This is a genomic window from Vibrio minamisatsumaniensis (genome assembly GCF_050337445.1).
GTDB lineage: Bacteria > Pseudomonadota > Gammaproteobacteria > Enterobacterales > Vibrionaceae > Vibrio > Vibrio artabrorum.
In genome coordinates this window covers 1-22,261 of sequence record NZ_JAKJSY010000059.1, presented here as the reverse complement: position 1 = coordinate 22,261, position 22,261 = coordinate 1, and the positions used below count along the sequence as shown (strand labels likewise).

At 44.2% G+C, this 22,261-nt stretch carries 24 protein-coding genes and 1 tRNA gene; 16 read left to right on the top strand and 9 right to left on the bottom strand.

Going from position 1 to position 22,261, the window contains the following annotated elements:
• Nucleotides 1-65: 65 nt before the first annotated feature.
• On the bottom strand, nt 66-761 hold the full coding sequence (locus tag L4B77_RS13875) for an NAD(P)H-binding protein (RefSeq protein ID WP_261837430.1): 696 nt from the start codon (nt 759-761) through the stop codon (nt 66-68).
• Between the two features lie 397 nt (nt 762-1,158).
• Here L4B77_RS13875 and cobT point away from each other — a divergent pair, with 397 nt between their 5' ends.
• The 8 genes from cobT to btuD all read left to right on the top strand — a co-directional run bounded on the left by cobT (nt 1,159) and on the right by btuD (nt 9,286).
• On the top strand, nt 1,159-2,187 hold the full coding sequence (cobT, locus tag L4B77_RS13870; RefSeq protein ID WP_429751101.1) for a nicotinate-nucleotide--dimethylbenzimidazole phosphoribosyltransferase: 1,029 nt from the start codon (nt 1,159-1,161) through the stop codon (nt 2,185-2,187).
• Nucleotides 2,187-2,993, top strand: a complete 807-nt coding sequence (locus L4B77_RS13865; protein ID WP_429751099.1) for an adenosylcobinamide-GDP ribazoletransferase — start codon at nt 2,187-2,189, stop codon at nt 2,991-2,993. Before cobT ends, L4B77_RS13865 begins: the two co-directional genes overlap by 1 nt.
• Nucleotides 2,994-3,018: 25 nt before the next feature.
• Nucleotides 3,019-3,612, top strand: coding sequence for a bifunctional adenosylcobinamide kinase/adenosylcobinamide-phosphate guanylyltransferase (gene cobU, locus L4B77_RS13860; RefSeq protein WP_261837427.1), 594 nt, complete (start codon nt 3,019-3,021; stop codon nt 3,610-3,612).
• Between the two features lie 9 nt (nt 3,613-3,621).
• Nucleotides 3,622-4,239, top strand: coding sequence for a histidine phosphatase family protein (locus L4B77_RS13855; RefSeq protein ID WP_429751097.1), 618 nt, complete (start codon nt 3,622-3,624; stop codon nt 4,237-4,239).
• A gap of 46 nt (nt 4,240-4,285) precedes the next feature.
• Entirely contained in the window at nt 4,286-6,112 is a 1,827-nt protein-coding gene (locus L4B77_RS13850; RefSeq protein WP_429751095.1) for a M3 family oligoendopeptidase, read from the top strand.
• Between the two features lie 270 nt (nt 6,113-6,382).
• Nucleotides 6,383-7,411, top strand: coding sequence for a succinylglutamate desuccinylase (locus L4B77_RS13845; protein ID WP_261837424.1), 1,029 nt, complete (start codon nt 6,383-6,385; stop codon nt 7,409-7,411).
• Nucleotides 7,412-7,545: 134 nt separating this feature from the next.
• Nucleotides 7,546-8,541, top strand: coding sequence for a vitamin B12 ABC transporter permease BtuC (gene btuC, locus L4B77_RS13840; protein WP_429751092.1), 996 nt, complete (start codon nt 7,546-7,548; stop codon nt 8,539-8,541).
• Nucleotides 8,528-9,286: a vitamin B12 ABC transporter ATP-binding protein BtuD gene (btuD, locus tag L4B77_RS13835; RefSeq protein ID WP_429751090.1), complete on the top strand. Its 759-nt coding sequence runs from the start codon at nt 8,528-8,530 to the stop codon at nt 9,284-9,286. The genes btuC and btuD overlap by 14 nt, the downstream gene beginning before the upstream one ends.
• Before the next feature lie 117 nt (nt 9,287-9,403).
• Here btuD and L4B77_RS13830 read toward each other — a convergent pair whose 3' ends face one another.
• From L4B77_RS13830 to L4B77_RS13820, 3 genes are all read right to left on the bottom strand, one after another.
• Nucleotides 9,404-9,979, bottom strand: coding sequence for a nucleoside triphosphate pyrophosphohydrolase family protein (locus L4B77_RS13830; protein ID WP_429751112.1), 576 nt, complete (start codon nt 9,977-9,979; stop codon nt 9,404-9,406).
• 180 nt (nt 9,980-10,159) lie between these two features.
• Nucleotides 10,160-10,741 carry a DUF1415 domain-containing protein gene (locus tag L4B77_RS13825; protein WP_429751088.1) on the bottom strand — a complete coding sequence of 194 codons (582 nt, stop codon included), beginning with the start codon at nt 10,739-10,741 and terminating at the stop codon, nt 10,160-10,162.
• Nucleotides 10,742-10,827: 86 nt separating this feature from the next.
• Nucleotides 10,828-11,064, bottom strand: coding sequence for a glutaredoxin family protein (locus tag L4B77_RS13820; RefSeq protein WP_004741645.1), 237 nt, complete (start codon nt 11,062-11,064; stop codon nt 10,828-10,830).
• A gap of 137 nt (nt 11,065-11,201) precedes the next feature.
• On the opposite strand from L4B77_RS13820, the gene L4B77_RS13815 reads away from it, so the two are divergent.
• Both L4B77_RS13815 and rlmF read left to right on the top strand, forming a co-directional pair.
• Complete coding sequence (locus tag L4B77_RS13815) at nt 11,202-11,699, top strand: M48 metallopeptidase family protein (protein ID WP_372092225.1); 498 nt, start codon at nt 11,202-11,204, stop codon at nt 11,697-11,699.
• 4 nt (nt 11,700-11,703) lie between these two features.
• Nucleotides 11,704-13,011 carry a 23S rRNA (adenine(1618)-N(6))-methyltransferase RlmF gene (gene rlmF / locus L4B77_RS13810; protein WP_429751083.1) on the top strand — a complete coding sequence of 436 codons (1,308 nt, stop codon included), beginning with the start codon at nt 11,704-11,706 and terminating at the stop codon, nt 13,009-13,011.
• An 88-nt stretch (nt 13,012-13,099) separates the two neighbouring features.
• Here the strand turns inward: rlmF and pilW are convergent, their stop codons facing one another.
• Nucleotides 13,100-13,852 carry a type IV pilus biogenesis/stability protein PilW gene (gene pilW, locus L4B77_RS13805; RefSeq protein WP_372040857.1) on the bottom strand — a complete coding sequence of 251 codons (753 nt, stop codon included), beginning with the start codon at nt 13,850-13,852 and terminating at the stop codon, nt 13,100-13,102.
• Nucleotides 13,853-14,021: 169 nt separating this feature from the next.
• The gene (gene metA / locus L4B77_RS13800; RefSeq protein ID WP_429751081.1) at nt 14,022-14,963 is read right to left on the bottom strand and encodes a homoserine O-succinyltransferase MetA; all 942 of its coding nucleotides are present in this window, start codon (nt 14,961-14,963) and stop codon (nt 14,022-14,024) included.
• Between the two features lie 280 nt (nt 14,964-15,243).
• Between metA and L4B77_RS13795 the strand changes: the two genes are divergently transcribed.
• On the top strand, nt 15,244-15,612 hold the full coding sequence (locus L4B77_RS13795) for an AAA family ATPase (RefSeq protein ID WP_429751079.1): 369 nt from the start codon (nt 15,244-15,246) through the stop codon (nt 15,610-15,612).
• Between the two features lie 65 nt (nt 15,613-15,677).
• The gene (locus tag L4B77_RS13790; protein WP_261837414.1) at nt 15,678-16,100 is read left to right on the top strand and encodes a DUF3859 domain-containing protein; all 423 of its coding nucleotides are present in this window, start codon (nt 15,678-15,680) and stop codon (nt 16,098-16,100) included.
• Nucleotides 16,101-16,252: 152 nt separating this feature from the next.
• Here the strand turns inward: L4B77_RS13790 and L4B77_RS13785 are convergent, their stop codons facing one another.
• The gene (locus L4B77_RS13785; RefSeq protein WP_429751077.1) at nt 16,253-17,359 is read right to left on the bottom strand and encodes a M20/M25/M40 family metallo-hydrolase; all 1,107 of its coding nucleotides are present in this window, start codon (nt 17,357-17,359) and stop codon (nt 16,253-16,255) included.
• A gap of 603 nt (nt 17,360-17,962) precedes the next feature.
• Here L4B77_RS13785 and L4B77_RS13780 point away from each other — a divergent pair.
• From L4B77_RS13780 to L4B77_RS13765, 4 genes are all read left to right on the top strand, one after another.
• A complete protein-coding gene (locus L4B77_RS13780; RefSeq protein WP_372068470.1) occupies nt 17,963-18,631 on the top strand; it encodes a DUF2726 domain-containing protein in 669 nt (222 codons plus the stop codon).
• A gap of 263 nt (nt 18,632-18,894) precedes the next feature.
• A tRNA-Val gene (locus L4B77_RS13775) sits at nt 18,895-18,971 on the top strand.
• A gap of 173 nt (nt 18,972-19,144) precedes the next feature.
• Entirely contained in the window at nt 19,145-20,386 is a 1,242-nt protein-coding gene (locus L4B77_RS13770; RefSeq protein WP_429751075.1) for an integrase domain-containing protein, read from the top strand.
• A 178-nt stretch (nt 20,387-20,564) separates the two neighbouring features.
• Complete coding sequence (locus L4B77_RS13765; RefSeq protein WP_261837401.1) at nt 20,565-20,756, top strand: helix-turn-helix transcriptional regulator; 192 nt, start codon at nt 20,565-20,567, stop codon at nt 20,754-20,756.
• A 38-nt stretch (nt 20,757-20,794) separates the two neighbouring features.
• Here the strand turns inward: L4B77_RS13765 and L4B77_RS13760 are convergent, their stop codons facing one another.
• Nucleotides 20,795-21,751, bottom strand: a complete 957-nt coding sequence (locus tag L4B77_RS13760; protein WP_429751072.1) for a hypothetical protein — start codon at nt 21,749-21,751, stop codon at nt 20,795-20,797.
• A 246-nt stretch (nt 21,752-21,997) separates the two neighbouring features.
• A partial coding sequence (locus L4B77_RS13755) for an IS3 family transposase (RefSeq protein ID WP_429751070.1) occupies nt 21,998-22,261 on the bottom strand: 264 nt, incomplete at its 5' end.

Genomic DNA, 22,261 nt, shown 5'->3' with positions numbered 1-22,261 from the left:
CGATTAGTCATATCTACCCAGTAGGATGGTTGGATCTTCAACATTGTGATGAATCGGTGAGCTTTTTAGTGGTATTTTGCTAATAAATTGAGCATGTCAGTGGATGAGTAAATTTCTACCTGACTGAAGTTATTTTCGAATAACTTGAATAATATGGCTCTCGCCACCGCTTTAGATTGAATCGGGCGTAGGTTTTTGAATTGACCAAACATCAGTGGAGCGAACAGAGGGAAGATCCTTTGTAAGCATTTTTCATCGGCTCTTGGTTCCTCTCTTTCACCAATAAGCGGTCCCGGCCGAGCGATAAATAGTTGTTGGAAGCCAATGCGTTTTAAGTTTTGCTCCATTTGCCCTTTGCAGCGAAGGTAGTGTGAGTAGGAAGCGGGTGAAGCGCCAAAACTCGATACGACGGCCAACCTTTGAACTCCGAGAAGCTTCATAGACTGGGCTACTTGAGTCACTAACTCGACATCGACTTTACGTAGCGCTTCTTTTGAACCGGCCTTTTTCATCGTTGTGCCTAAACAAATGATGCCGAGAGTCGGGGGCGTTTTTGTCTCATCCCAGCTCGTGACTTGTAGGTCATTATGAATAAGAGTCGTAAGTTTATGTGAGTGAAATTGTGAATCGAGCGGTCTTCGAGATAACGCATAGATTTTTTCGATTGCGGGCTCGTCGATAAGTAATGTCATGACGTGATGGCCGATCAATCCGGTTGCACCGGCCACAACGACCGATGTTTTGTCACCCAGAATATTCATAACGACTCTTATGTTTGTGCAAGTGATTGTTTAATATAAGCACAGTTTGAATTTTAAGCGAATGGAACGTTGATAAATGCGTGTTGGATAAAATGGGCTGAAGCCGATGATCACTTTTGCTATACCATGTTGCAGATTGAATAACCAATGCGTTTAAAGTGTTTAAATTACGAACATTCTCGATAATTTCTGTTACTTAACCATAGCTACGTCTCTTGTTAACACGTAAACTGATTTCAACTTCACATAGACAAGGATGAGCTAGGAGTTGTAACGTCAATATTCGCGCGCCCTCTCAGATCTATCCTTTAGTGATCGCCATAAGTGCTAATACAACGCACTCAGTTTATGCACCCTGAATCCACAATTGTCTCTGATGACTAAGTGTACGTAAATTATGTTAGATACCCAATATTCACAGCACATCCAACACCGTATAGACCAAAAGACTAAGCCGCTAGGTGCACTTGGTCTACTGGAAAAGGTCGCTCACCAACTGGCTTTAATTCAGAGCCAAGGTCAAGACACCGCAGTAGCGCATATTGAATTAAATAGACCCAGTATCATTATATTTGCAGGGGATCATGGTATTGCTGATGAAGGCGTGAGTATTGCGCCAAGTGCTGTGACTCAACAAATGGTGTTGAACTTCTTACAGGGCGGCGCTGCCATTAATTGCTTCTGTACGGTGAATGATATTGATATCACGGTCGTCGATACGGGGATTTTGTTGCCCGTTGAGACCGATAACCCAATGCTGATTTCACAGCGTTTGGGTACTCGAACTGAAAATTTTGCTCACCAAGCGGCAATGACGCCGGACACGGTAGAGCTTGGGATTGAACTGGGCCAGTCATTGGTCAGCAAAACGATCCGTAATGGCTCGAATCTCATCATGTTTGGTGAGATGGGCATCGGTAACACCAGTAGCGCGTCGGTGATTTTGAGTGCATTAGCCAATCGCACGGCACAGGAATGTGTTGGTTTAGGAACGGGGATTAATAGCGTACAACTTGTGCGTAAGAAAATGGTTGTGGAACAAGGCGTCGCTCGTTGCAAAGGTCTAAACCCTAGGGATGTTCTTGCACAAGTTGGAGGGTACGAAATCGTTCAAATGATTGGTGGTTTCCTTGGCGCTTACCAAAACAGAACCCCAATTCTTGTTGATGGTTTTATAGTGTCTGTTGCCGCGTATGTCGCCACCTTAATCGAGCCAAATTGCCGTGACTATATGATCTTTGCGCATCGTTCTGAGGAGGCGGGACACAAAATAATATTAGAGCTCCTTGATGCTGAACCACTGCTCGATCTCGGTTTGAGATTAGGCGAGGGTACCGGGGCTGCTCTCGCGATGCCGATTATTCGTGCTGCCGTCGAGTTTTACAACAACATGGCAAGTTTTGAGAGTGCGGGAGTCACGGTTTAATGAGTGATGCATCAAAGCGATCACTAAAAGATCGAATGATCTATCAATGGGCGCTTTTCTGTTTGGCTCTGGGCTTTTTTTCTCGTTTGCCTATGCCGAAGAATACCCCTTACTCATCGGAGCGTATGAATCGTTCTGGCCGTTACTTTTCCACAGTTGGCTTGTTGCTTGGTGTGTTGTGTGGCGGTGTATTTTTACTGCTTGATGCGGCATTACCGAGCACGGTAGCCCTTTTTTTGATGATGAGCTTTAGCTTGATGCTCACCGGCGCTTTCCATGAAGATGGCTTAACTGATATGGCCGATGGCATCGGCGGTGGTATGACTCTCGATCGCCGTTTAAGCATCATGAAAGACAGTCGCATTGGTACTTACGGTGCGTCTGCGTTGATCATGGCACTGCTCGGTAAGTGGGTGTTATTGAATGAACTGATCAGCATGACTGGGCTGTTTATGGTCATTGTCACCAGTTACACCTTTAGCCGTGCGATTGCAGCCTCGCTTATTTACGATATGCCTTATGTCAGCGACTTGGACACGAGCAAAAGTAAGCCACTTGCCAATAAACAAACTAAAAACGAGCTTGTTTTTCTGATGATTGTTGGGGTATTGCCAAGCCTCTGGTTTGGTTTAGCGTTTACGTTTGTCCTGTCGGTTGTGGTTTACCTTTTTAGAGTGGGTTTCAAAAAGTGGCTAATGGCACGTATTGGGGGTTTTACTGGCGATTGCTTGGGTGCGGCTCAACAGTTGATGGAACTGCTGATCTACATCGTTTTTATTGCCGCTTTTTACAACGGCTTACTGTAAAGGCGCGACTGCATTAAGGGCCAACATGACCAATAACAATCCAAATACCCCGTTAAACCATCACCTGATTTTAGGTGGTGCGCGTTCAGGTAAGTCCAGTTATGCGGAGCAGCAAGCGATTCACGCTTTAAAGGGGTTATCCGATGGACGTTTACATTATATTGCGACTGCGACGTACTTGGACAATGAAATGCGTGAGCGAATTGCACATCATCAACAACGACGCGATCAACGCTGGATTGAACACGAAGTACCGATTGACTTAGCCAACAAACTCCTGACTTTTAATGAACACGATGTTGTGTTGATTGATTGCTTAACCTTGTGGCTCAATAACATCATATTCGAACTGGGTGAAGAAGCGACTAACGCACAAGTGGAATCCGCAGTTGAAGCCTTGGTCGACAGTGTTGAACACACTTCCGCTCAAATCTTCATGGTGTCTAACGAAGTTGGGCTTGGTGTTGTGCCTTTAGGTAAAGTGTCCCGCTTGTTCGTTGATAACGCTGGGCGTATGAACCAAGCGTTAGCTCGCGTTGTCGACCGAGTGACCTTGATTGCGGCTGGATTACCGCTGCATTTGAAGCCGTCAAATCACTCTTTATATTTCGAAGGTTAGGTTGAGAACATGGAAAATGGAACCACCAAAAATATCTATTTGTTGAGACATGGCAAGGTGGAGGGGCAACCGGCACTCAATGGTTCATCCGACGTATTGGTGCATCCTGACATGCAGCAACGTATTGGTGAATCGCTAGTTGAGCAAAACTTATCGTTAAACCGTGTCATTACTTCACCATTAAGACGCTGCAGCGACTTAGCCGACTTGTGCGCCAAACGTCTGTCACTGCCTTTATGGGTAGAACCTGAATTTCAGGAGATGAACTTTGGCGACGTTGATGGGGTCGCCTTTGATGAACTGAAAGACAACTGGTCAATGTTAGAAACGTTCTGGCAAGATCCCGCAAATCATCAATTGACAGGCGCAGAAAGCTTACAAAGCTTCCACGACAGAGTTACCCAAGCTTGGTCACAACTTCTAATCAGTGAAGGTGACAATCTACTGCTGGTTACTCATGGTGGGGTAATTCGAATGATCTTGGCGCATTGTCTTGATATAGAATGGAAAAACCCGAGTTTGTATTCGAAATTGTCGATTGATAATGCCTCAATAACCCATATTCAAATCACTCAGTTTGCCCAACGCTTTGTCAGCGTGAAGGCGGTCGGGCTACCGGTTCTCTGAGTATAAAGAAAGACAGTATTACGACCTACGTGAAAGGAATTGAGTCATGACGACACCGAGTTGGGATCTAAGCATCGCTTATCGCGATCTTAATGATGCAAAAATTGAACAGGACATCGAACTCATTCAACAGTGCATTGAGCTATTGTATCTACACGTTGAAAAGCGTCACATCATTCTAGCGATGCAAAACGCCATTCAAACATCAGAGGCGGCAGGCACCTTGTTGAGCACCATCAGCACCTTCGCCAATTGCCACGCATCGGTAGATGCGACGCACACAGAAGCCAAAGCACTGCTTGGCCGTGTCGCGAAGTTGAGTTCTGAATTAACTCAGGCTTTCAACGCTTATGAAGACACATTAATCCATGCCGAACCTGAATTTATTGATGCCGTGTTAGATCATGAGAGTACGGACGTTGCCGGGCAACGCTTTGCTATCGAGTGCTCTCGTAAGCTGTCAAGCACTCGACTCAGTGTTGCTGAAGAGCAGTTGTTAGCCGCGATGAAGGTTGATGGACGTGACGGATGGGGACGTTTGTACGATAACCTGACGGGGTCATTGAAGTTGTCTCTGAAGTTTGAATGTAGCGAGCTTGAAGGTAAAGAGCTTGAAAGTCGTGAGGAAACTCTCGGGTTCTCGCAAGCGGCGAGTTTGTTGTATGGCAGTGAATTCGACAAACAAGAACCGGCATGGCGCGCGGTTCAAGGCGCAATGAAAATCCATCAAGAGTCTTTTGCTTCGATTCTGAATGCATTAGCGGGTTGGCGACTGACGGAAAACAAAAAGCGCTCGAAAATAAGCGATGTACACTTCCTCGATCCAAGCTTACACGGCAGCCGCATTGTGCCAGAAACGCTAGACACAATGATGTCGGTTGCTAAAGCCAATCGCGAAGTCGGCCAGAAAGCAGGTCTGTTGATGGCAAGCGTTCACGGGCTAGACGAAATGAAGCCTTGGAACCATTTAGCAGCAATGCCACCCCTTGGGGACAGCGAATCTAAGGTTTACCTATTTGATGAAGCGATCGACGTCATCAAGACCGCGTTTGCTGAAGTGAGCCCAGAGATGGCTGATTTCGTCGCTTTGATGGTTGAGAATGGCTGGATTGACGCCGCGCCGGCAGCCAACAAACGGTTAGGTGCTTACTGTACTAAGTTTGCTGCCACACGCACGCCGCTAGTGTTCATGACCTGGAGTGGCAGCCGATCAGACTTAATGACATTGGCGCATGAACTCGGCCACGCTTTCCATAACTGGGTGATGAAAGACATGCCGCTGTGTCAAACTCGCTACCCAATGACGCTAGCTGAAACTGCTTCAATTTTTGCTGAAAATATTGTACGTGATCACTTATTAAAACTAGCACAAACACGCAATGAGAAACTTGAAATGCTGTGGGAAGAGCTTTCATCTTCACTCGCTTTGATGGTTAACATTCCGGTTCGTTTTGAGTTTGAAAAAGCGTTCTACGAGCAGCGTGAAAAAGGCGAGCTCACGGCTCAGCAGCTGTGTGACCTAATGGAGACCACATGGAAAGAGTGGTACGGGGAGGCCATGACAGAGGCTGACCCTTATTTCTGGGCAAGCAAGTTACACTTTAGCATCTCGCAAGTGAGCTTCTACAACTACCCATACCTGTTTGGTTATCTGTTCAGCAAAGGCGTGTACGCACAGCGTGACGCAAAAGGTGAGCAGTTTTACAGTGATTATGTCTCTTTATTGCGTGATACAGGGAGCATGATGGCAGAAGATGTGGTGAAAAAACACCTTGGAATGGATCTGACTGAAGCCGAGTTTTGGCAACAAAGTATCGATATGGTCAAAGTACAAATCGACGAATTTGAAAGATTGCTCAATCAAGATGATTAGTTGATCTTAATCTGTTCATAGCAGGTAGGAGCTGTGTTAGCTTACGTGGCTCTTATCTTGCTGAAATGACTAAAATTAAAATGATCATTTCAAATAGAATAGAAAACTATCATTGGGAACAGACGTCGGTTTGTTGGTAAGCCAGAAATCTAAAGCATATGGACAGTATTTGTGAGTGATAACAGAACTTCTGTTGATAAGTGCGATCCTAGCAACACTATTTGCAAGAACAATTTATTAACATACGGCCGTGCAATTAAGGAGTAGCGCATGACGAAGACCCGCTTTCGCCAATCATTTCTTTTTGACAGCCTAGATCTAGAGCAAGAAGTGTTTGCAGGACAGACCGTATTAAGCAACGGTGTTCAAATAAAGCTTCATCAACGCGGTGTGTTGGAAGTGATTCCCGCGGATTATAACTCGACAACCAAGAACATCATTTTTTCAACCGGTGTGCATGGTGACGAAACTTCACCTATGGAGCTGATTGATAAACTCATTGAGGATATAGAAACTGGCTTTCAGGAAGTGAACGCGAGATGTTTGTTTATTATCGCTCACCCAGAAGCAACCAATGCACATACCCGCTTTCTTGATGAAAACATGAATCGTCTGTTTGATGAAAAACCGCACCAAAGCAATCGAGAAGTCGATATTGCTAAGAATTTAAAGCACTTGGTGACCGAGTTTTATAAGCAAACGGAGCCTGCGACTCGTTGGCACTTGGATCTGCATTGTGCCATCCGTTTGTCTAAGCATTATTCGTTCGCCGTGAGCCCTAAAGTTCGTCACGAAATACGCAGCAAAGCCTTGTTTGACTTCATCGACAGCGCTCACATTGAAGCGGTGCTGCTATCGAATGCACCAACAAGTACATTCAGTTGGTACAGCGCTGAAAACTTTGCAGCACAAGCACTAACACTGGAATTAGGGCAAGTCGCTCGGATTGGGGACAACCAGCTTGATAAACTCACTGCTTTTGATTTAGCGATGCGCAACCTGATTGCCGAGGTAGAGCCAGAGCATTTGCCGAAGAAAGCCATTACTTATCGTGTGAGCCGAACCATTGTTCGTTTACACGATGATTTTGATTTCATGTTTTCTGATGATGTAGAGAACTTTACCGCGTTTAAACATGGTGAAGTATTTGGTCATGATGGAGATAAACCCTTGATGGCGAAGAATGAAAACGAAGCGGTTGTGTTCCCTAACCGAAACGTCGCGATAGGCCAACGAGCCGCTTTGATGGTCTGTGAAGTTGAAACGCGATTCGACCACGGTCAGCTCGTCTACGATTAATATCTAAACACGGTTAGTTAGATTAAAATAACCGCTCAACGGGTTGAAATATCAAGGTTCACATGACGGTGTGAGCCTTGAGTTTATTTGGGGATACAGGTAAGGTTACGCGAACATTTTTAAAGTAGCTTGATATGGATTTCCAACAACTTCTTCACCAAAAACAGCGCAGATGGACGAAAGCGATTTACCTGATGGTAGCACTGCTTGTCGCGCTGAGTGCCATTTACCTAATGGTTGGCGATCTGTTCATTTTCCCCTTTGGCTCCCTGTCTACGTTAGAACAAAAGTTACTGATTGATTTACGTTTACCTCGATTACTCGCGGCTATTGCTATCGGTGCGGGTTTAGCCGTGTCTGGGGCTAGCTTACAAGTATTGCTCGGCAATGTTCTGGCAGAGCCGGGCGTACTGGGTATTTCTGGTGGTGCGAGCCTCGCGATGGTAATTGTGCTGTTTTTCCTACCGTTTGCTCCTACACCTGAAGTCTTTATGGTTGCCGCTGTGTTAGGTTCGCTCTGTTTCACCGTAATTTTGGTGAGCATGGTAAAAACGATGCGACTGACCACTGCCAAGTTACTCTTGGTGGGGGTTGCGCTCGGTATTTTGTCTGGCGCGATGGTGACATGGGCCTTCTACTTTAGTGACGACCTGAGCTTGCGCTTATTAATGTATTGGCTGATGGGCAGCTTGGGTGGCGTGACTTGGTATCAACATTCACTCACATTAGTGATGATTCCTGTGATTATCTGGTTGTGCTTACAAGGCAGTAAACTGGATAAGCTGATGATCGGGGAGACGCATGCCGCTCAATTAGGCGTTAACGTGGCTAAGTTGCGCTGGCGTTTGATCTTCGCTGTGTCAATTTTAGTGGGTTGCGCAGTGGCATTAGGTGGTGTGATCAGCTTTGTCGGTTTAGTTGTGCCACACTTATTGCGTTTAGCGATAGGAACTGACAACCGATACCTTCTTCCTTTGTCTGCGGTTGCAGGGGCAGCTCTGTTGGTGTTTGCTGACATTGGCGCGAGAACCTTGCTTGATTCAGCAGAGTTACCTTTAGGAGTGATGACCACCAGTATCGGCGCGCCGATCTTCATTTGGATGCTAATTAAAAATCATGATTCAAATTAAGAACCTAAGTGTTGGCGTTCGTTTACTGCCACTATCCATTGAACTCAAACAAGGGCAAGTGACGCATGTTATTGGCCCCAATGGCAGTGGTAAAAGTACCTTGCTGGAAACCATCTCGGGGATCGGAAACGACTACCAAGGCGACATCAACATCGACGGCCAAGATTTGGCTGAACTGTCGTTGCAAGACTTATCATTGCACCGCGCTTATTTGTGTCAAAGTGCCAGGCCAGCGTTCAATCTAGAGGTGTTCCAATACCTGGCGTTATCATTACCAAGCTCATCACTCGGGCTAGATGCTGAAATAAATGCCGCTTTGCAAGAGCTTGGCCAAATGTTAGACATCTCTGACAAGCTTCATCGCTCGATCCAGACCTTATCTGGTGGTGAGTGGCAGCGAGTTCGCTTAGCGGGAATGTGTTTGCAGATTTGGCCGACGTTGAACCCTTACGGCAAACTATTGATCTTAGATGAACCTGCCGCTCCGTTGGACATCGCCCAAGAAGCGCTATTGTATAAGCTTATTGAGCGAGTCGCAGCAAAGGGCATTGCGGTGATCATGGCGAACCACGACCTCAACCGAACTTTAAGGCATGCAGACCAAGTGCTGTTGCTTAATAAAGGTGTACTGCAAGCTTCAGGCAGTGCCGAGCACGTGTTGACTCCAGAGCAGCTTGAATTGGTGTTTAATACCCCAGTCAAAAGTTGCTCTGTTGATGCTCAAACCTATCTGATATTCGGTTAACACCAAGCAAGCGTTGTACTAAAGTTCACTGGCATAAAAATAAAACGCCACGTTATTAAAACATGGCGTTTGCTATTTTAGTCCGCTGGTCGGTTTAAGCAACGGGGGTAAGCTGACTTAAGCTGTGAGAGGCTCAAGGTTCGCTGGTCGGTAGTGTACTGATTTTAGTACTTTACCTTGGCGGACTGTCTTGCCTTGAGAAACAAAATCTTCCGCACACTTAGCGATGATGTATTCGCCTTTTTGAACCGCCATCAACTTGATGTTTTGCTCAGCATAGAAAGCTTCTGTTTCGGCGTATTCAGTTTCGTTACGACATACTTTACTCATGTTGCTTGAGTGTACTTCGTCCCAGCAAGGCAAAAAGTCAATAGAACGGTTTTTAGCCACATTCAACAACAGATCGATGAGGTAGCTGATCGCTAAGTTGTCTTCAACTTGAGTTTGACCAAGGTGAACAAGACGCCCCATCAAAACGTAAACGCTGTCTACGATAGCGTCTGCTTGCTCGATTTTAGAGTCCGCTTCTGCTAGCTCTGTCAGTTCTTCGATCGCTAGAGAGGTGTGCAGCGTATCGCCTTTTTCGTCCATTGTTTCAGGCGCAGCAACAGGCAGATCAAAAGTGCTGCGAAACTCTTCAATGTCGCGGTAAAGGTGATCGTAGATTTCTTGGCTTAGTTGAGAAAGGGTCATTTTCCTATCCATTCTGTTTCGTTAAGGGGATATTTTACCAAAGCTGAGTATAGGGTGCTAACGCAAAGTCGAATTTTATTCACCGGGCCAATACGGTCATGGGCGGATAACGCCACCGATGATTACGTTTCGGGTCTGTGCAAACACCAGCAGTCAAACTCGCGGTGTCTCGGCCAGCCCTTAGCTAAAAAGGTAAGGGAACAGTTGACGACGTTCCTCTGGGCTTAAAGACTCAACTCGTGCGATATTGGTATCTGGAATCGCTTCAGGGTTAGGGTAGTGCTTCAACACTTTTTCCATACTGGCCTCACGAATTAAATGGTAGACCGGATACGGAGAACGGTTCGTTAGATTTTCGTCGTCTTCTGGGTCAGCGCCGCCAAAGCAGTAGTCGGGATGGAAGGTGGCGACTTGATAAATGCGCTCCCAATCTTGTTGCTTGATCAGCGCTTCGATCCAATCGATGAACATGTTGTAATCAAAGAAGTCTTGCAACATGTTAGGCACAACCACCAAAGTCGTCTCTAATTCTGCGACCGGGGTGTTATCTAACTCGATGAAATGCGTCATGATCTCTTCTAATAACGCTTCTTCCGTATTCGCTTCACTCACCACGATCTTAATCTGCTTATTACGTTGTGGTTTGGCTGCGAATGGGCACAAGTTCAAGCCAATAACGACATCGTCTAACCACTGTTTTACTTGATCATGGATAGTTTGAAGATCGGGGGTTTGAAGATCAGTACTTTGAGTGTTCGACATAACAGGGTCCGAATTGAAATTTTTCGTAGGATATCAGAACGGTGGTCAATCAAAAGCACTAATTGAAAGGCTCAGAGTCGGCCACGTTATGTATTCTTTGAGTTGTACATCTTATCGAAATTCTTTTGATTCCATCCGACCATTATTTGGTCGCCGATTTTCAGCACAGGGATCGAGCGAGCTCCCATCGCCTGTAACTCTTTGCGACCACGTTGCATCTTTGCATTCGTCAGGCGGTAAACAATTTTTTTAGAGTCTAAATACCTTTGGGCATCTTTACAGTGCGGGCATTTGTCGGCGACATACAGTACAACACGTTTCATTTTTTCATTCTCTTGGTGAATCTCGCTAAAGTGTAACGAATCCTAGGTGATTAGAAAAGTGTGATCAGTTACACTATGCGGCTCAATTTTCAAGACCACAACGTATTGTCGTGGTGTAACTTGTACGGTCTTTCAGCATGCATCCTTCGTTACGTTATATTCAAGGCTACCCTAAGCACATTCTTGATCCTGTGACTCAACTTGTTGAGACGGGTAAATTGGTGCCGTGGTTTGAAGCTCGCTACCCAAAAAAACATGAAATAAAAAGCGAGAAAGCCCTGTTTGACTATGCGATTGAGATAAAAAATCGCTACATGAAAAAAACACCACCGATCAGCAAAGTGATTTACGACGGCAAGATACACCTAATCAATAATGCATTAGGCCTTCACTCTTACGTTGCGAAGAATCACGGTGGCAAGATCAAATCAAAAAATGAAATTCGCATTGCCAGTGTGTTTAAGCATGCACCAGAGCCTCTATTGAGAATGCTGGTGGTACACGAATTGGCACATATCAAAGAGAAAGAACACGATAAAGCCTTTTACCAACTATGCTGTCACATGGAGCCGGACTATCACCAATTAGAGTTAGATGCCCGTTTATTCATGATCTATTTAGATTTAAAGAAGTAGCCCAATGAGTCAATCACAAAACCGAACCACGCTAAGCCTGTCGAAAAACAGTACCTCATCAGCAAAAACAAAAGATGCTCAAGCTGAGCAAGGTACGAGTAAGCAAAGCAATAGCAAGCGTATTTCTACAAAGAACACATCTGATAAAAACCGTTCCCCTAAAGGCGCCAGTAACAACAAAACAAAGCGACCTTTTGCAAAAGATAGCAAAGGTAAACAGGGTGCGAATAAAGGATCATCGAATAAGGGTTCTTTCAATAAAACGGCTTTTAATAAAAACGCCGCCCAGAAAAGACGTTCGGCAGAAAAGCCTCAAAGCGGGTTGCACCCAAGAAACCAGCACACTGGTCGTTATAACTTTGAGTTATTAGTTGCAGCCTTGCCGGAGCTCAAAGAGCACCTTATTAAGAACCCCGTCGGTGAAGACACGGTTAACTTTTCCGATCCGCTGGCGGTTAAGTTGCTCAACAAAGCGTTGTTGGCTCACCACTATGGCGTTAAGCATTGGGATATTCCAGCGGGTTACTTGTGTCCACCAATTCCAGGCCGTGCTGATTACATTCACCGAGTTGCCGACATATTGAATAGCGACGGGCAGGGCGAACCTTATAACCATGCTTCGGTTAAAGCATTAGATATTGGTGTGGGTGCAAACTGTATTTACCCTATTATTGGTGCAACCGAATACAAATGGCGCTGCACGGGTACTGATGTCGATCCGGTGTCCGTGAAAACTGCGAACTTCATTGCGGAAAGTAATGCCAACCTAAAGGGTAAGATCCGTACTCGTTTGCAAACCGACTCGGAGTCGATTTTTAAAGGTGTGATTAAGGATAATGAGCGTTACGATGTCACTATTTGTAATCCGCCTTTCCACGCTTCGCAGCAAGAAGCGGATCAAGGTTCTCAGCGTAAACTAGACAACTTAGCCGCCAATCGTGCCAAGAAAGCGGGTATGCCGTTTAAGCCTGAGCGTAAAAATAGCACAAGGCCACAGAAGGGTGTAGAGACAGCGAATAAACCGACTTTGAACTTTGGTGGCCAGAAAAGCGAGTTGTGGTGCCCAGGTGGCGAAGCGGCTTTCATCTTAAAGATGGCAAAAGAGAGTCAGCTGTTTGCTACACAGGTATTGTGGTTTACCACGCTCATTTCGAAGAAAGATAACGTGGATATGATCCGTTCAGAGCTTGGTAAATTGAGAGCGAAACAAGTGAAGGTGGTTGAGATGTCACAAGGTCAAAAAGTCAGTCGCTTTGTTGCATGGACGTTCATGGACGACGAACAGCGCCAACAGTGGATTCATTTGAAATAACAAGACACAACCTTCGTTAAACTCAAAACGGGCTTGCTGATACTGTCAGCAAGCCCGTTGTTGTAATGGCCAGTGAGTTAATATCGATTTAGGCTGCCGTCAGTAGCTTATCCAGTTGACTCTGATATTTCTGCTGAAGCGCGCGGTTGCCGGCTTTGCGTTCCAGTTCGATGAGGATTTTAAGTGAAGGCACTTGGTAACCATATCGCTGGTGGAATTTGAATAACCGAAGTCGTGCGTTGTTATAGTCGGCTTCACTGACTTCAACTTTTGAAAGCTGTAATATCGACCTCACGCGGTTGGGATCGTGGTCGATGGCTTTGATAAAATAGTGCCTCGCTTGGTGAATGTGACCCGCTTTAAACGCACAAAACGCGGCGTTTTCATAACTGGCAGCAACCAAATAATAGTAAGGCTGTTCAATGGCGCGATTGAAATATTTATCAGCTTGTTCATATTCGCCTTGCTTACACAAAAACGTACCGTAGTTATTCAGTACATTACCGTTTTTGGAATCCAAACGAAGCGCTTTCTGATAGGTCGCTCTTGCTTCATTCACTTCACCGACTTGTTCGTAGTAATGTGCCATCGAAAGTCGCGCTCGGTAATAGTTTGGCGCATGCTTGACCGCCAGTTCTAGGTTTTCACGGGCTCTCATCATATTACCTTGTCCTAGATAACCTAAGCCTAACTCAATACGAGATTCAGACATCGCAATTGGGTCGCTCTCTACCTGAAGTGGCCCTTCAGTCACTGAAACACACCCCACCAGAGAGAGAGTGATGAGTAACGAGAGGCTTGATAATAATGTGGATTTTGACGATAACGACTTAGCAGGCATGCGCAGCTCCTTATGAAGAGTGAACCATCATATGAAATCGCATGAGTTGAAGTGATAAATCTGTTTTGGAATGCGATCCATTCACCATAAAAAGCGGCGTCCAAAGGGCGGATGATTCATCGCCGATTGGACGCAACTTGATATCGAATGGTCTAAGACGCGTTATGGTTTAATCGTCTTTAGTGAAATTCTCTTCACTGAAGTGCTCTAAATCGTAAGGCGTTTGTTGGTAAACGCAGTAGTTTAGCCAGTTTGAGAACAACAAATGTCCGTGGCTACGCCAGCTAGCAATCGGCTTATTGTCTGGGTTGTTGTTCGGATAGTAGTTGATTGGAATCACAGGCTCCATGCCTTCGCCCAAATCTCGGATGTATTCATTGTGAAGTGTATGAGAGTCGTATTCAGGGTGACCCGTTACAAACACGTTTCGCTTATCTTTGGTCGCCGCTAGATACACCCCCGCGACATCAGAAGTTGCGAGAACATCAAGATCAGTGTGCTCAGCGAGATACTCTTCAGAGAAATCTGCATAGCGAGAGTGCGGAGCTAAGAAAGTATCATCAAACCCGCGTAAAATAGGGTGGTATGGGTTATGTATCTCGTGGCTGTAAACACCGGAGAGCTTCTCTTTGCGAGTGCGTTTTGGCAAATCATACAGTAATTTCAAACCCGCTTGAGCCGCCCAACAGACATAGAGCGTTGACGTAACATGCTTGTTTGCCCATTCCATGATGGTTTTGAGATGCTCCCAGTAGATGACATCTTCAAATTGCACTAAACCAAGCGGTGCGCCAGTGATGATCAAGCCATCGAAGTTACGGCTTTTTATCGTTTCAAATTGACGATAGAAGTTATCTAAATGTTCTGCTGGTGTGTTTTTATTTGGTCGATCATCAATACGCAGAAGTTCGATGTCTACCTGAAGTGGGCTGTTTGACAATAAGCGTAAAAATTGAGTTTCAGTCTCAATTTTTTTTGGCATTAAGTTAAGGATCAAGACTCGAAGTGGACGGATTTCCTGTGTCGATGCTCTTGAAACCGGCATGACAAAGATATTCTCTTGACGCAGAACATCGGATGCTGGTAGTTGGTCTGGAATGCGAATAGGCACAGTTTTCTCCCTAAGATAGATATTTAGACGTCTATACCGCTAAATTTATAATAGTTTGATACATTTGTCGATATGCAAAGTGGATCGAGAGGCATATTTCGTCTCTGATACTTTTTGTCATGCCTCATTTGGGGGGGGGGGGCGGTGCGCGCGTGTTGCACCCAAATTCGCAGAGGCTTGCCTATTTGTTCTATGGATCTAGTTCGAGTGATTGTTATCAATGTCATCGATTGGTATTTTAGGTAACTTGATGGTTTAGAATTCGATGATAAAGCGATAGATGAAGTTAATACTCATTCGAGGGCTACCTGGTTCGGGGAAGTCGACGAAAGCAAAAACTTACCATGCATTACATGTTGAAGCTGATATGTACTTTGTGAACGACCAAGGCGAATATCGGTTTGACTCTAGACAGCTGCAACAGGCACATGAGTGGTGTCAGAACATGGTTGAAAACGGCTTGAAGCAGGGGCTAGATGTCGTGGTGTCAAATACCTTCATCAAACAATGGGAGATGAAAGCGTATCGCCAGCTCGCTCGTCAATATCAAGCGGATTTGGTCATTGAGGTGTGCCGAGAGCAATTTGGCAGCATTCATGATATTGAACCGTCTGTGATTAAGCGTATGGCAAAAGATTGGCAAGAATAGGCTTTTGTTCTTTGGCTGGCTAAAACCGCCAATGTCAAAGAACGATGAAAATTAGGTAATACATAATGGCAAAGCGATCGGCAGTCGTCGACATGACATCTTACGGTATCTACACGACGTGGGACTCCAAATCCAAACATCTTCCAAAAATTCAAGCTTTCACCACCATTGTCGACGCAGAAATTGACGTGGAATTTGGCTACATCTTGAATATTAAAAAAGCCAAAGGTGAGAAAATTCGCTACTGCATTTATCACCCTAATATCACCACAGACGAAGGCGAAGTTCTCGAACCGTTTGCTGGGGAAGAGTATGTGAGTAACAACGACTGGGATTTCTATCTAGGCGACACCATTTGGGCTCCTGTCTCAAACAAGTTGGGCAAATGGCGAATGACCGTTGAGCTCAAAGGCAATATCATTGCCGATAAAACATTCGAACTCGTTGCGAAAGACGAAGGGCAGTTCTGGAAGCGCAGGGGCTTTTAGCCGAACATCCCGTTCCGGTGAACTTTAGCCTCCAGCTTGAACAGGCAAAAGCATAAATTAAAAAACAAAAAGCCGAGAATCATTGTGATGTCTCGGCTTTTTAGTGACGAATAGGGGGAGAGTCAGCACCAACCCCCTAATCGCTGATGAGATTATTGTGTTACGTAAGCGACAACAAACTCAGTGATTGCAACCATGTCTTTCACTGCAATATGCTCTTCGGTTGTATGAACTTTGGCCATACCCGTTGAAAGGTTAACCGTTGTTAAGCCCTTCGCATTGAAGTTATTTGCATCACTGCCGCCACCGCTACGTTTGGTGTTCGCTTTTACGCCAAGCTTCTCAAATGCCGATTTGATAGAAAGAATGTGCGGATGATCTTCTGCAATTACGAATGCATCGTAAGCACGAGTCGATTCAATTTCCACTTCTGCACCGAACTGTTTTGCGCTCTCTTCAAAGGTTGAAATCATGTGTTCAACTTGCGCTGTCAGTTTCTCACCATTTAGAGAACGAGCCTCTGCGACAACTTTAAGTTCTGGCATAACGATGTTGGTTGCTTGACCGCCTTCAACAATCCCTACGTTTGCTGTTGTTTCTTCGTCAATACGTAGTAGATTCATTTTGGTTATGGCATCGGCTGCCACTTGAATAGCACTGATGCCTTCTTCTGGCGCTAAACCAGCATGAGCAGGGCGACCTTTGATTTTAGCTAAAATCTTTTGTTGACCCGGCGCTGCGGTTACGATGGTACCAATTGGACCACCGGTATCAAGAACAATAGCGTGCTTAGATTGAATGTAAGACATATCAAAGTTCAATGAGCCAAACAGACCGCCTTCTTCGTATACCGTGAACGCAATCTCGATGGTTTTATGCGCTTGGTTTTCAGCTTTGATTACACGAACCGCTTCCATAATTGCCGCAATACCAGATTTATCGTCACCACCTAAAATCGTATTGCCTTTTGAACGGATAATACCGTCTTCAATGATGGGTTCAATACCAATACCCGGCGTTACCGTGTCCATGTGGCAACTGAATACAATGCTGCCTGGCAGTGTGCCATCAAGGCGAGCATAGATGTTGAATCCGTTAGACACTTCTTCTGGCACCGCCAGTTTGCTAACTTCGAAACCTAATTCGCCTAGCTGTTCAGCCAGCGTTTCAGCAATGGCTCTTTCGTTGCGTGATTCACTATCGATTTTCACAAGATCACAGAAATGGTCGACAAGACGTTGTTCATTTATTTGGGTCATTGTTAATTCTCATTATGTTTCCGCTCGTTCTTAAGAAGTCACGGCTATAGGGACAGGAAAATCACTATAACGCCAATGAGGTAGATGATTGTCTGAGTTAAATCAAGAAAGTTGCCTGATTACTCTAATTAGTGAGAAAAATCCAACCCAGATCTACCGGTGCGTAGGATTTTAATCTGTATATCTGTTGGGTATAGTGTTTGACCGCTTTTAAACATACGTCGATGAAATTGGAATGCAATCAGCAATGGTACTGATAAATGAATAGAAACAATGTGTTAACCGTACTCTTTGCATTGTTAGCATGAGTGCGAGGCGAGGGTCGTCTTGCTTGTTATAATGGATAAAACCATCCTTTTATCGCTTGCGAGACTGCCTAACCATGTGGGGACAGGAAGGTTAAAGTGAGTGATTCCCTTGGGCATGATGTCGATGATTCAAGTTTGCTTGTCCAACGCTTGGAATCGAGTCCCGATTAAGCAGCAACAACAAAAAGGTCGTGATTAGAGTTAACAACTGATTCTCTTTTTCTTGCCACATGACGCTTTTCTACTTACGCTACAATCTCTCTATATCTCCCCATTTACGTGATTTTGTTGGAACATGACTAATATTTTTATCGTTGTAGTGGTGCTTGTTGTTTTCTTTTATTTCATTCAGAAGTACGTATTTAAGCATGACGACACAAAAGACCACGCTTATCAGGCGAAAGGGGCATTGCTTAACACACAGCAAGCTGCCTTTCATAACGCTTTGCTCTCGGCGGTTGGCAATCATGGTGTGGTGTTTGCAAAAGTGAATATGACAACGGTGCTTACACCAGCAAAGAGCAATACCAAGAAAAACTGGTTCATTGCCAACAATAAGATATCGCGACGTTATTTTGATTTTGTGGTTTGCGACTCAAGAACGCTAAAGCCAAGAGTTATCATTGAGCTTGATAACGGCAAATCTTTGGATAAAAGTAAAATGGAGCGTGAAAAACTGTTGCTTCATGTTTGCAAGTCGGCAGGATTGCCTTTAATTGGAGCATCGGTGAAGCACAGTTATCAAGTGAGTCGCTTAAAAAGATTGCTTGCGGCTCACATTGACTTAATCGAACCCTCAAAAGAAATTCGATTCTGTAAAAAGTGTGGCAGCCCGATGATCATCAAGCTTGCAAGCCAAGGTGACCATAAAGGTCGACGATTTTTCACTTGCAGTCGCCAGCCTAACTGTACTTATACCGAGAACTATAATGTGGTGTTTGAATCCGAAGAGGAACAAGACTAATTTCGGATAAAATGTGCCATCGGAGGTCACAAAGGCACCAAGCACGTCTCATTATCGAAAGACTCAAATGGATTTAAAATGTGATCGAATTCAAGTCGTTGATATGGAATATGTTTGAAATTTATCCTGATTGTTTATTTTAAAAGCAAACGATCAATTTTGTGCAAATTTATCCTTGCACGCTACCCATTCACTCGTTATTATCCATCTCGTTCTGAAGCGTTAGCCACTTAGTAAAGCGGTTAGATAAGTTTCACAGCATTGCCCGCTTAGCTCAGTTGGTTAGAGTACTTGCATGACATGCAAGGTGTCACTGGTTCGAGTCCAGTAGCGGGCACCAAATTCAAAAAGAAAGCCCACCTAGTGTGGGCTTTTTTGTGCCTGTAATTCCTTGTTTTATCAGGCTCTTAGCCATTTTTTGGTCCCAAGAGGTCCCGTGATGTGTTGTAAAATCCACCGTTTAAAGTAACACTGTTAGTAACACTACAGGAAATACGGATTGGTGATGTTACTATGGCTAGGAAAACAACCCCATTAACAGCGACTCAGATCTTACAAGCAAAACCAAAAGAAAAGGAATATAGCCTGCTCGATGGTGATGGTCTTGCATTGAGAATAAAGCCGAATGGTTCCAAATTGTGGCTCTTTAACTATTACCGTCCAATTACTCGCAAACGAGCAAACCTCAGTATTGGCAAATACCCATCTGTATCGCTTGCTAAAGCTCGAACTAAAGCGATTGAGGCAAGAGAGCTTCTTGCAGACGGTATTGATCCTAAAGAGCATCGTGATAATACGCTTAGAACGAAGCAGATCGAGCTATCAAACACATTGCAAGCAGTATTTGATGACTGGATTGAAGTGAAGAAAACAAGCGTCAAAGAGCAAACGGCTAAGAAATTAAAGCAACGCATTGAGAAGTACCTCTTACCTGACCTTGGTAAGCTTCCTCTTGGTGATATAACAGCCCCTCAAGCGATCAAAACAATTAAACCCATTGCCAACCAAGGTAAGCTAGAAACAGTAGGGCGTTTGTGTCGTAACCTCAATGAGATAATGACCTTTGCAGTAAACACGGGTGTGATTGAGCACAACAAGCTAGCAGGCATTGGTAAAGCTTTTGAAACCGCCAAGGTAACCAACCAAGCTTCGTTAGCCCCAGATGAGCTTCCAGAGCTCCTCAAAACAATCAACTACGCATCCATAAAACCCATCACTCGCTGCTTGCTAGAATGGCAACTTCACACCATGACAAGGCCAGCTGAAACTGCTGGGGCACGTTGGGATGAAATTGACAGAGAAAAGATGCTTTGGGTCATTCCTGCTGAACGAATGAAAAAGGGAAGAGTGCATACTGTCCCTTTAACAAAACAAACTCTAGATCTATTGGAAACCATTGATTTCATCACGGGTGATAGTGAATACCTTTTCCCTGCTGACAAAAGTAACAAAAATCACATCAATAAAGAGACAGCAAATAAGGCATTAGTAAGAATGGGCATGAAGGGCCGGCAAACGTCTCACGGCTTACGCGCATTAGCCAGTACCACTCTAAATGAACAGAATTTTGATCCAGACATTATTGAAGCCGCACTTTCTCATGTGGATAGGGATAAGGTAAGAAGCGCATACAACCGCACTGATTACCTTGAACGCCGTAAAGTTCTCATGGCGTGGTGGAGTGATCATATCGAAGAGGCTGCTTCGGGGAGCTTGTCGATGAGTGGTAAAAAGAGCCTGAAGGTAGTGGGTTAATAGGTATGTATTGTGATTTGATGCTCCAGTAAATAAGGGTTACAGTGTAACTTTAAGCCTGCAATAGATTGAAAGGCATTGGCTTGACGTAGAGTACGGTTTTCTATGGTGCATATAACCTAAATAATTTCAGATATATGTCATTTAAGTGAAATCCACTCACTTGTAAGGTGTCAATATGCCAAACGTAACCACTCGCTTAATTCGTCTCAATGAAGTACTAGTAATGACTGGCTTATCAAGGTCGGGAATGTATCGCTCTATAGAAAAACAGCAGTTTCCATCACAGGTGCCAATTGGAGATAGAGCCGTCGCATGGGTAGAAGGTGAGGTTCAAGACTGGGTCCGCCAACGAGTGCTAAACAGGTAAAATTAAATATTGGAGAGCTTTATAGCTCTCCAAGCATGCTATAGAAGCTTAGAGAATTGTGTGGCTTTATTTTTTTTATCTTCTTCAATGCTTCTCATTAATTCTTCAGATTTACTAGTAAACTGATTGGTCATCAAAGTGATTACCTGGTTGATGGGCATGTTAAATTGTTTGGAAAGCTGATGAAGCTGGATTGATACCGTTTCGTCAACAACGATATTTAAGGTTTTTTTGTTTTCCCTTGTGGTTTTTCCCCTATATTTCTTCTGCGACCATGCTCTTTTGAAGTTCATCATGATCAGTTTTTTTTCAGCGTCGCTAATATCTAGTGAATGAAAAATAGCCGGAACGATTTTAGTGTGACTTTCATTGATGTTCATTACGTTTGGCAATTTAGCAACGATGCTCTTTACTGAGGATATTTTGGGGAAATAGTCAACTACCCACGCCACCTGGTCATCATTTTTATCGTCAAGCCAGTTAAATTTAAACGCTTCTGATGAGCTGTAGTACGCGTCAATTATACTATTGATTAACTCTCTTTTTTTCTCGACTTGTATTTGTGATGAGATGAATGCATTGATGAGGTAATTCAGCRTCGAATTAATATCGGTGATAGTGTTTGGCGGTGTTTCTGGTAGATGTTGAATGAGGTTATTTGTCACAATTTTTGTAAATATGTAGATTATAAGTCGAGTGTCTTTTGTGGTGGAAAACCGCATATCGCTCAATGAAAGTACATCATAGGCAATCGTTCTGACTTTTGACTCTGGTGTATTGTGTAACCCGCCTAGCATGTCCGATGCATTCTTGAAGTACCCCACTATTTCTGATTTATACCTTTCCGAAGTTAATTTTTGGCTTGATTGAAAATTAAAGTCAGCGCTTTGCTTGTGATTTAGATGTTGGGAAATTCCCGCAAGTTGATATATGTCATATTGTTCAAGGAACTCAAAGTACATTACTTTTTCTATCGGTTTATCAAATCTTGGCATAGTGATTACTTAGTAGTATTTTTGTGTGATTGTTGGTTGATTTATAAGCTGTTTTATAATTATTTTACAGTGTTTTTTGATTGTATATAGAGCTAGTTCAAAGTGTTTCATTTACGACTGTACCTAGGTTTATGCACGACGTAGCCTCTTGAACGGGAGTTAGATAACTTCAGAGTTATCAGTTTTGAACGGATTGGCCGGTAACTTACACTACTATGATCTGCTCCAGTTAGACTGGACACCGCATTAAGCTACATATTGTTTTTCAAAGTTAACTGGGCTTAGATACCCAAGAGCACTGTGCCTTCTTGTTCGATTATAATCAACTTCAATGTATTCAAAAAGCGCTTGGCGCATCTCTTCTCGGGTCATTATCGGCTCGTATTGGACGGCTTCTACTTTCATTGAGTGGAAAAAGCTTTCAACACAGGCGTTATCCCAACAATTCCCCTTCCTACTCATGCTTTGTTTTAGATTATGAGCTGCGATTAAATCTCGGTAGTCTTTTGA

Bases quoted from the DNA above. Each gene is read 5' to 3' on its own strand.
- L4B77_RS13875 (WP_261837430.1), bottom strand. From the start codon at position 761: ATGAATATTCTGGGTGACAAAACATCGGTCGTTGTGGCCGGTGCAACC.
- cobT (WP_429751101.1), top strand. From the start codon at position 1,159: ATGTTAGATACCCAATATTCACAGCACATCCAACACCGTATAGACCAA.
- L4B77_RS13865 (WP_429751099.1), top strand. From the start codon at position 2,187: ATGAGTGATGCATCAAAGCGATCACTAAAAGATCGAATGATCTATCAA.
- cobU (WP_261837427.1), top strand. From the start codon at position 3,019: ATGACCAATAACAATCCAAATACCCCGTTAAACCATCACCTGATTTTA.
- L4B77_RS13855 (WP_429751097.1), top strand. From the start codon at position 3,622: ATGGAAAATGGAACCACCAAAAATATCTATTTGTTGAGACATGGCAAG.
- L4B77_RS13850 (WP_429751095.1), top strand. From the start codon at position 4,286: ATGACGACACCGAGTTGGGATCTAAGCATCGCTTATCGCGATCTTAAT.
- L4B77_RS13845 (WP_261837424.1), top strand. From the start codon at position 6,383: ATGACGAAGACCCGCTTTCGCCAATCATTTCTTTTTGACAGCCTAGAT.
- btuC (WP_429751092.1), top strand. From the start codon at position 7,546: ATGGATTTCCAACAACTTCTTCACCAAAAACAGCGCAGATGGACGAAA.
- btuD (WP_429751090.1), top strand. From the start codon at position 8,528: ATGATTCAAATTAAGAACCTAAGTGTTGGCGTTCGTTTACTGCCACTA.
- L4B77_RS13830 (WP_429751112.1), bottom strand. From the start codon at position 9,979: ATGACCCTTTCTCAACTAAGCCAAGAAATCTACGATCACCTTTACCGC.
- L4B77_RS13825 (WP_429751088.1), bottom strand. From the start codon at position 10,741: ATGTCGAACACTCAAAGTACTGATCTTCAAACCCCCGATCTTCAAACT.
- L4B77_RS13820 (WP_004741645.1), bottom strand. From the start codon at position 11,064: ATGAAACGTGTTGTACTGTATGTCGCCGACAAATGCCCGCACTGTAAA.
- L4B77_RS13815 (WP_372092225.1), top strand. From the start codon at position 11,202: ATGCATCCTTCGTTACGTTATATTCAAGGCTACCCTAAGCACATTCTT.
- rlmF (WP_429751083.1), top strand. From the start codon at position 11,704: ATGAGTCAATCACAAAACCGAACCACGCTAAGCCTGTCGAAAAACAGT.
- pilW (WP_372040857.1), bottom strand. From the start codon at position 13,852: ATGCCTGCTAAGTCGTTATCGTCAAAATCCACATTATTATCAAGCCTC.
- L4B77_RS13795 (WP_429751079.1), top strand. From the start codon at position 15,244: ATGAAGTTAATACTCATTCGAGGGCTACCTGGTTCGGGGAAGTCGACG.
- L4B77_RS13790 (WP_261837414.1), top strand. From the start codon at position 15,678: ATGGCAAAGCGATCGGCAGTCGTCGACATGACATCTTACGGTATCTAC.
- L4B77_RS13785 (WP_429751077.1), bottom strand. From the start codon at position 17,359: ATGACCCAAATAAATGAACAACGTCTTGTCGACCATTTCTGTGATCTT.
- L4B77_RS13780 (WP_372068470.1), top strand. From the start codon at position 17,963: ATGACTAATATTTTTATCGTTGTAGTGGTGCTTGTTGTTTTCTTTTAT.
- L4B77_RS13770 (WP_429751075.1), top strand. From the start codon at position 19,145: ATGGCTAGGAAAACAACCCCATTAACAGCGACTCAGATCTTACAAGCA.
- L4B77_RS13765 (WP_261837401.1), top strand. From the start codon at position 20,565: ATGCCAAACGTAACCACTCGCTTAATTCGTCTCAATGAAGTACTAGTA.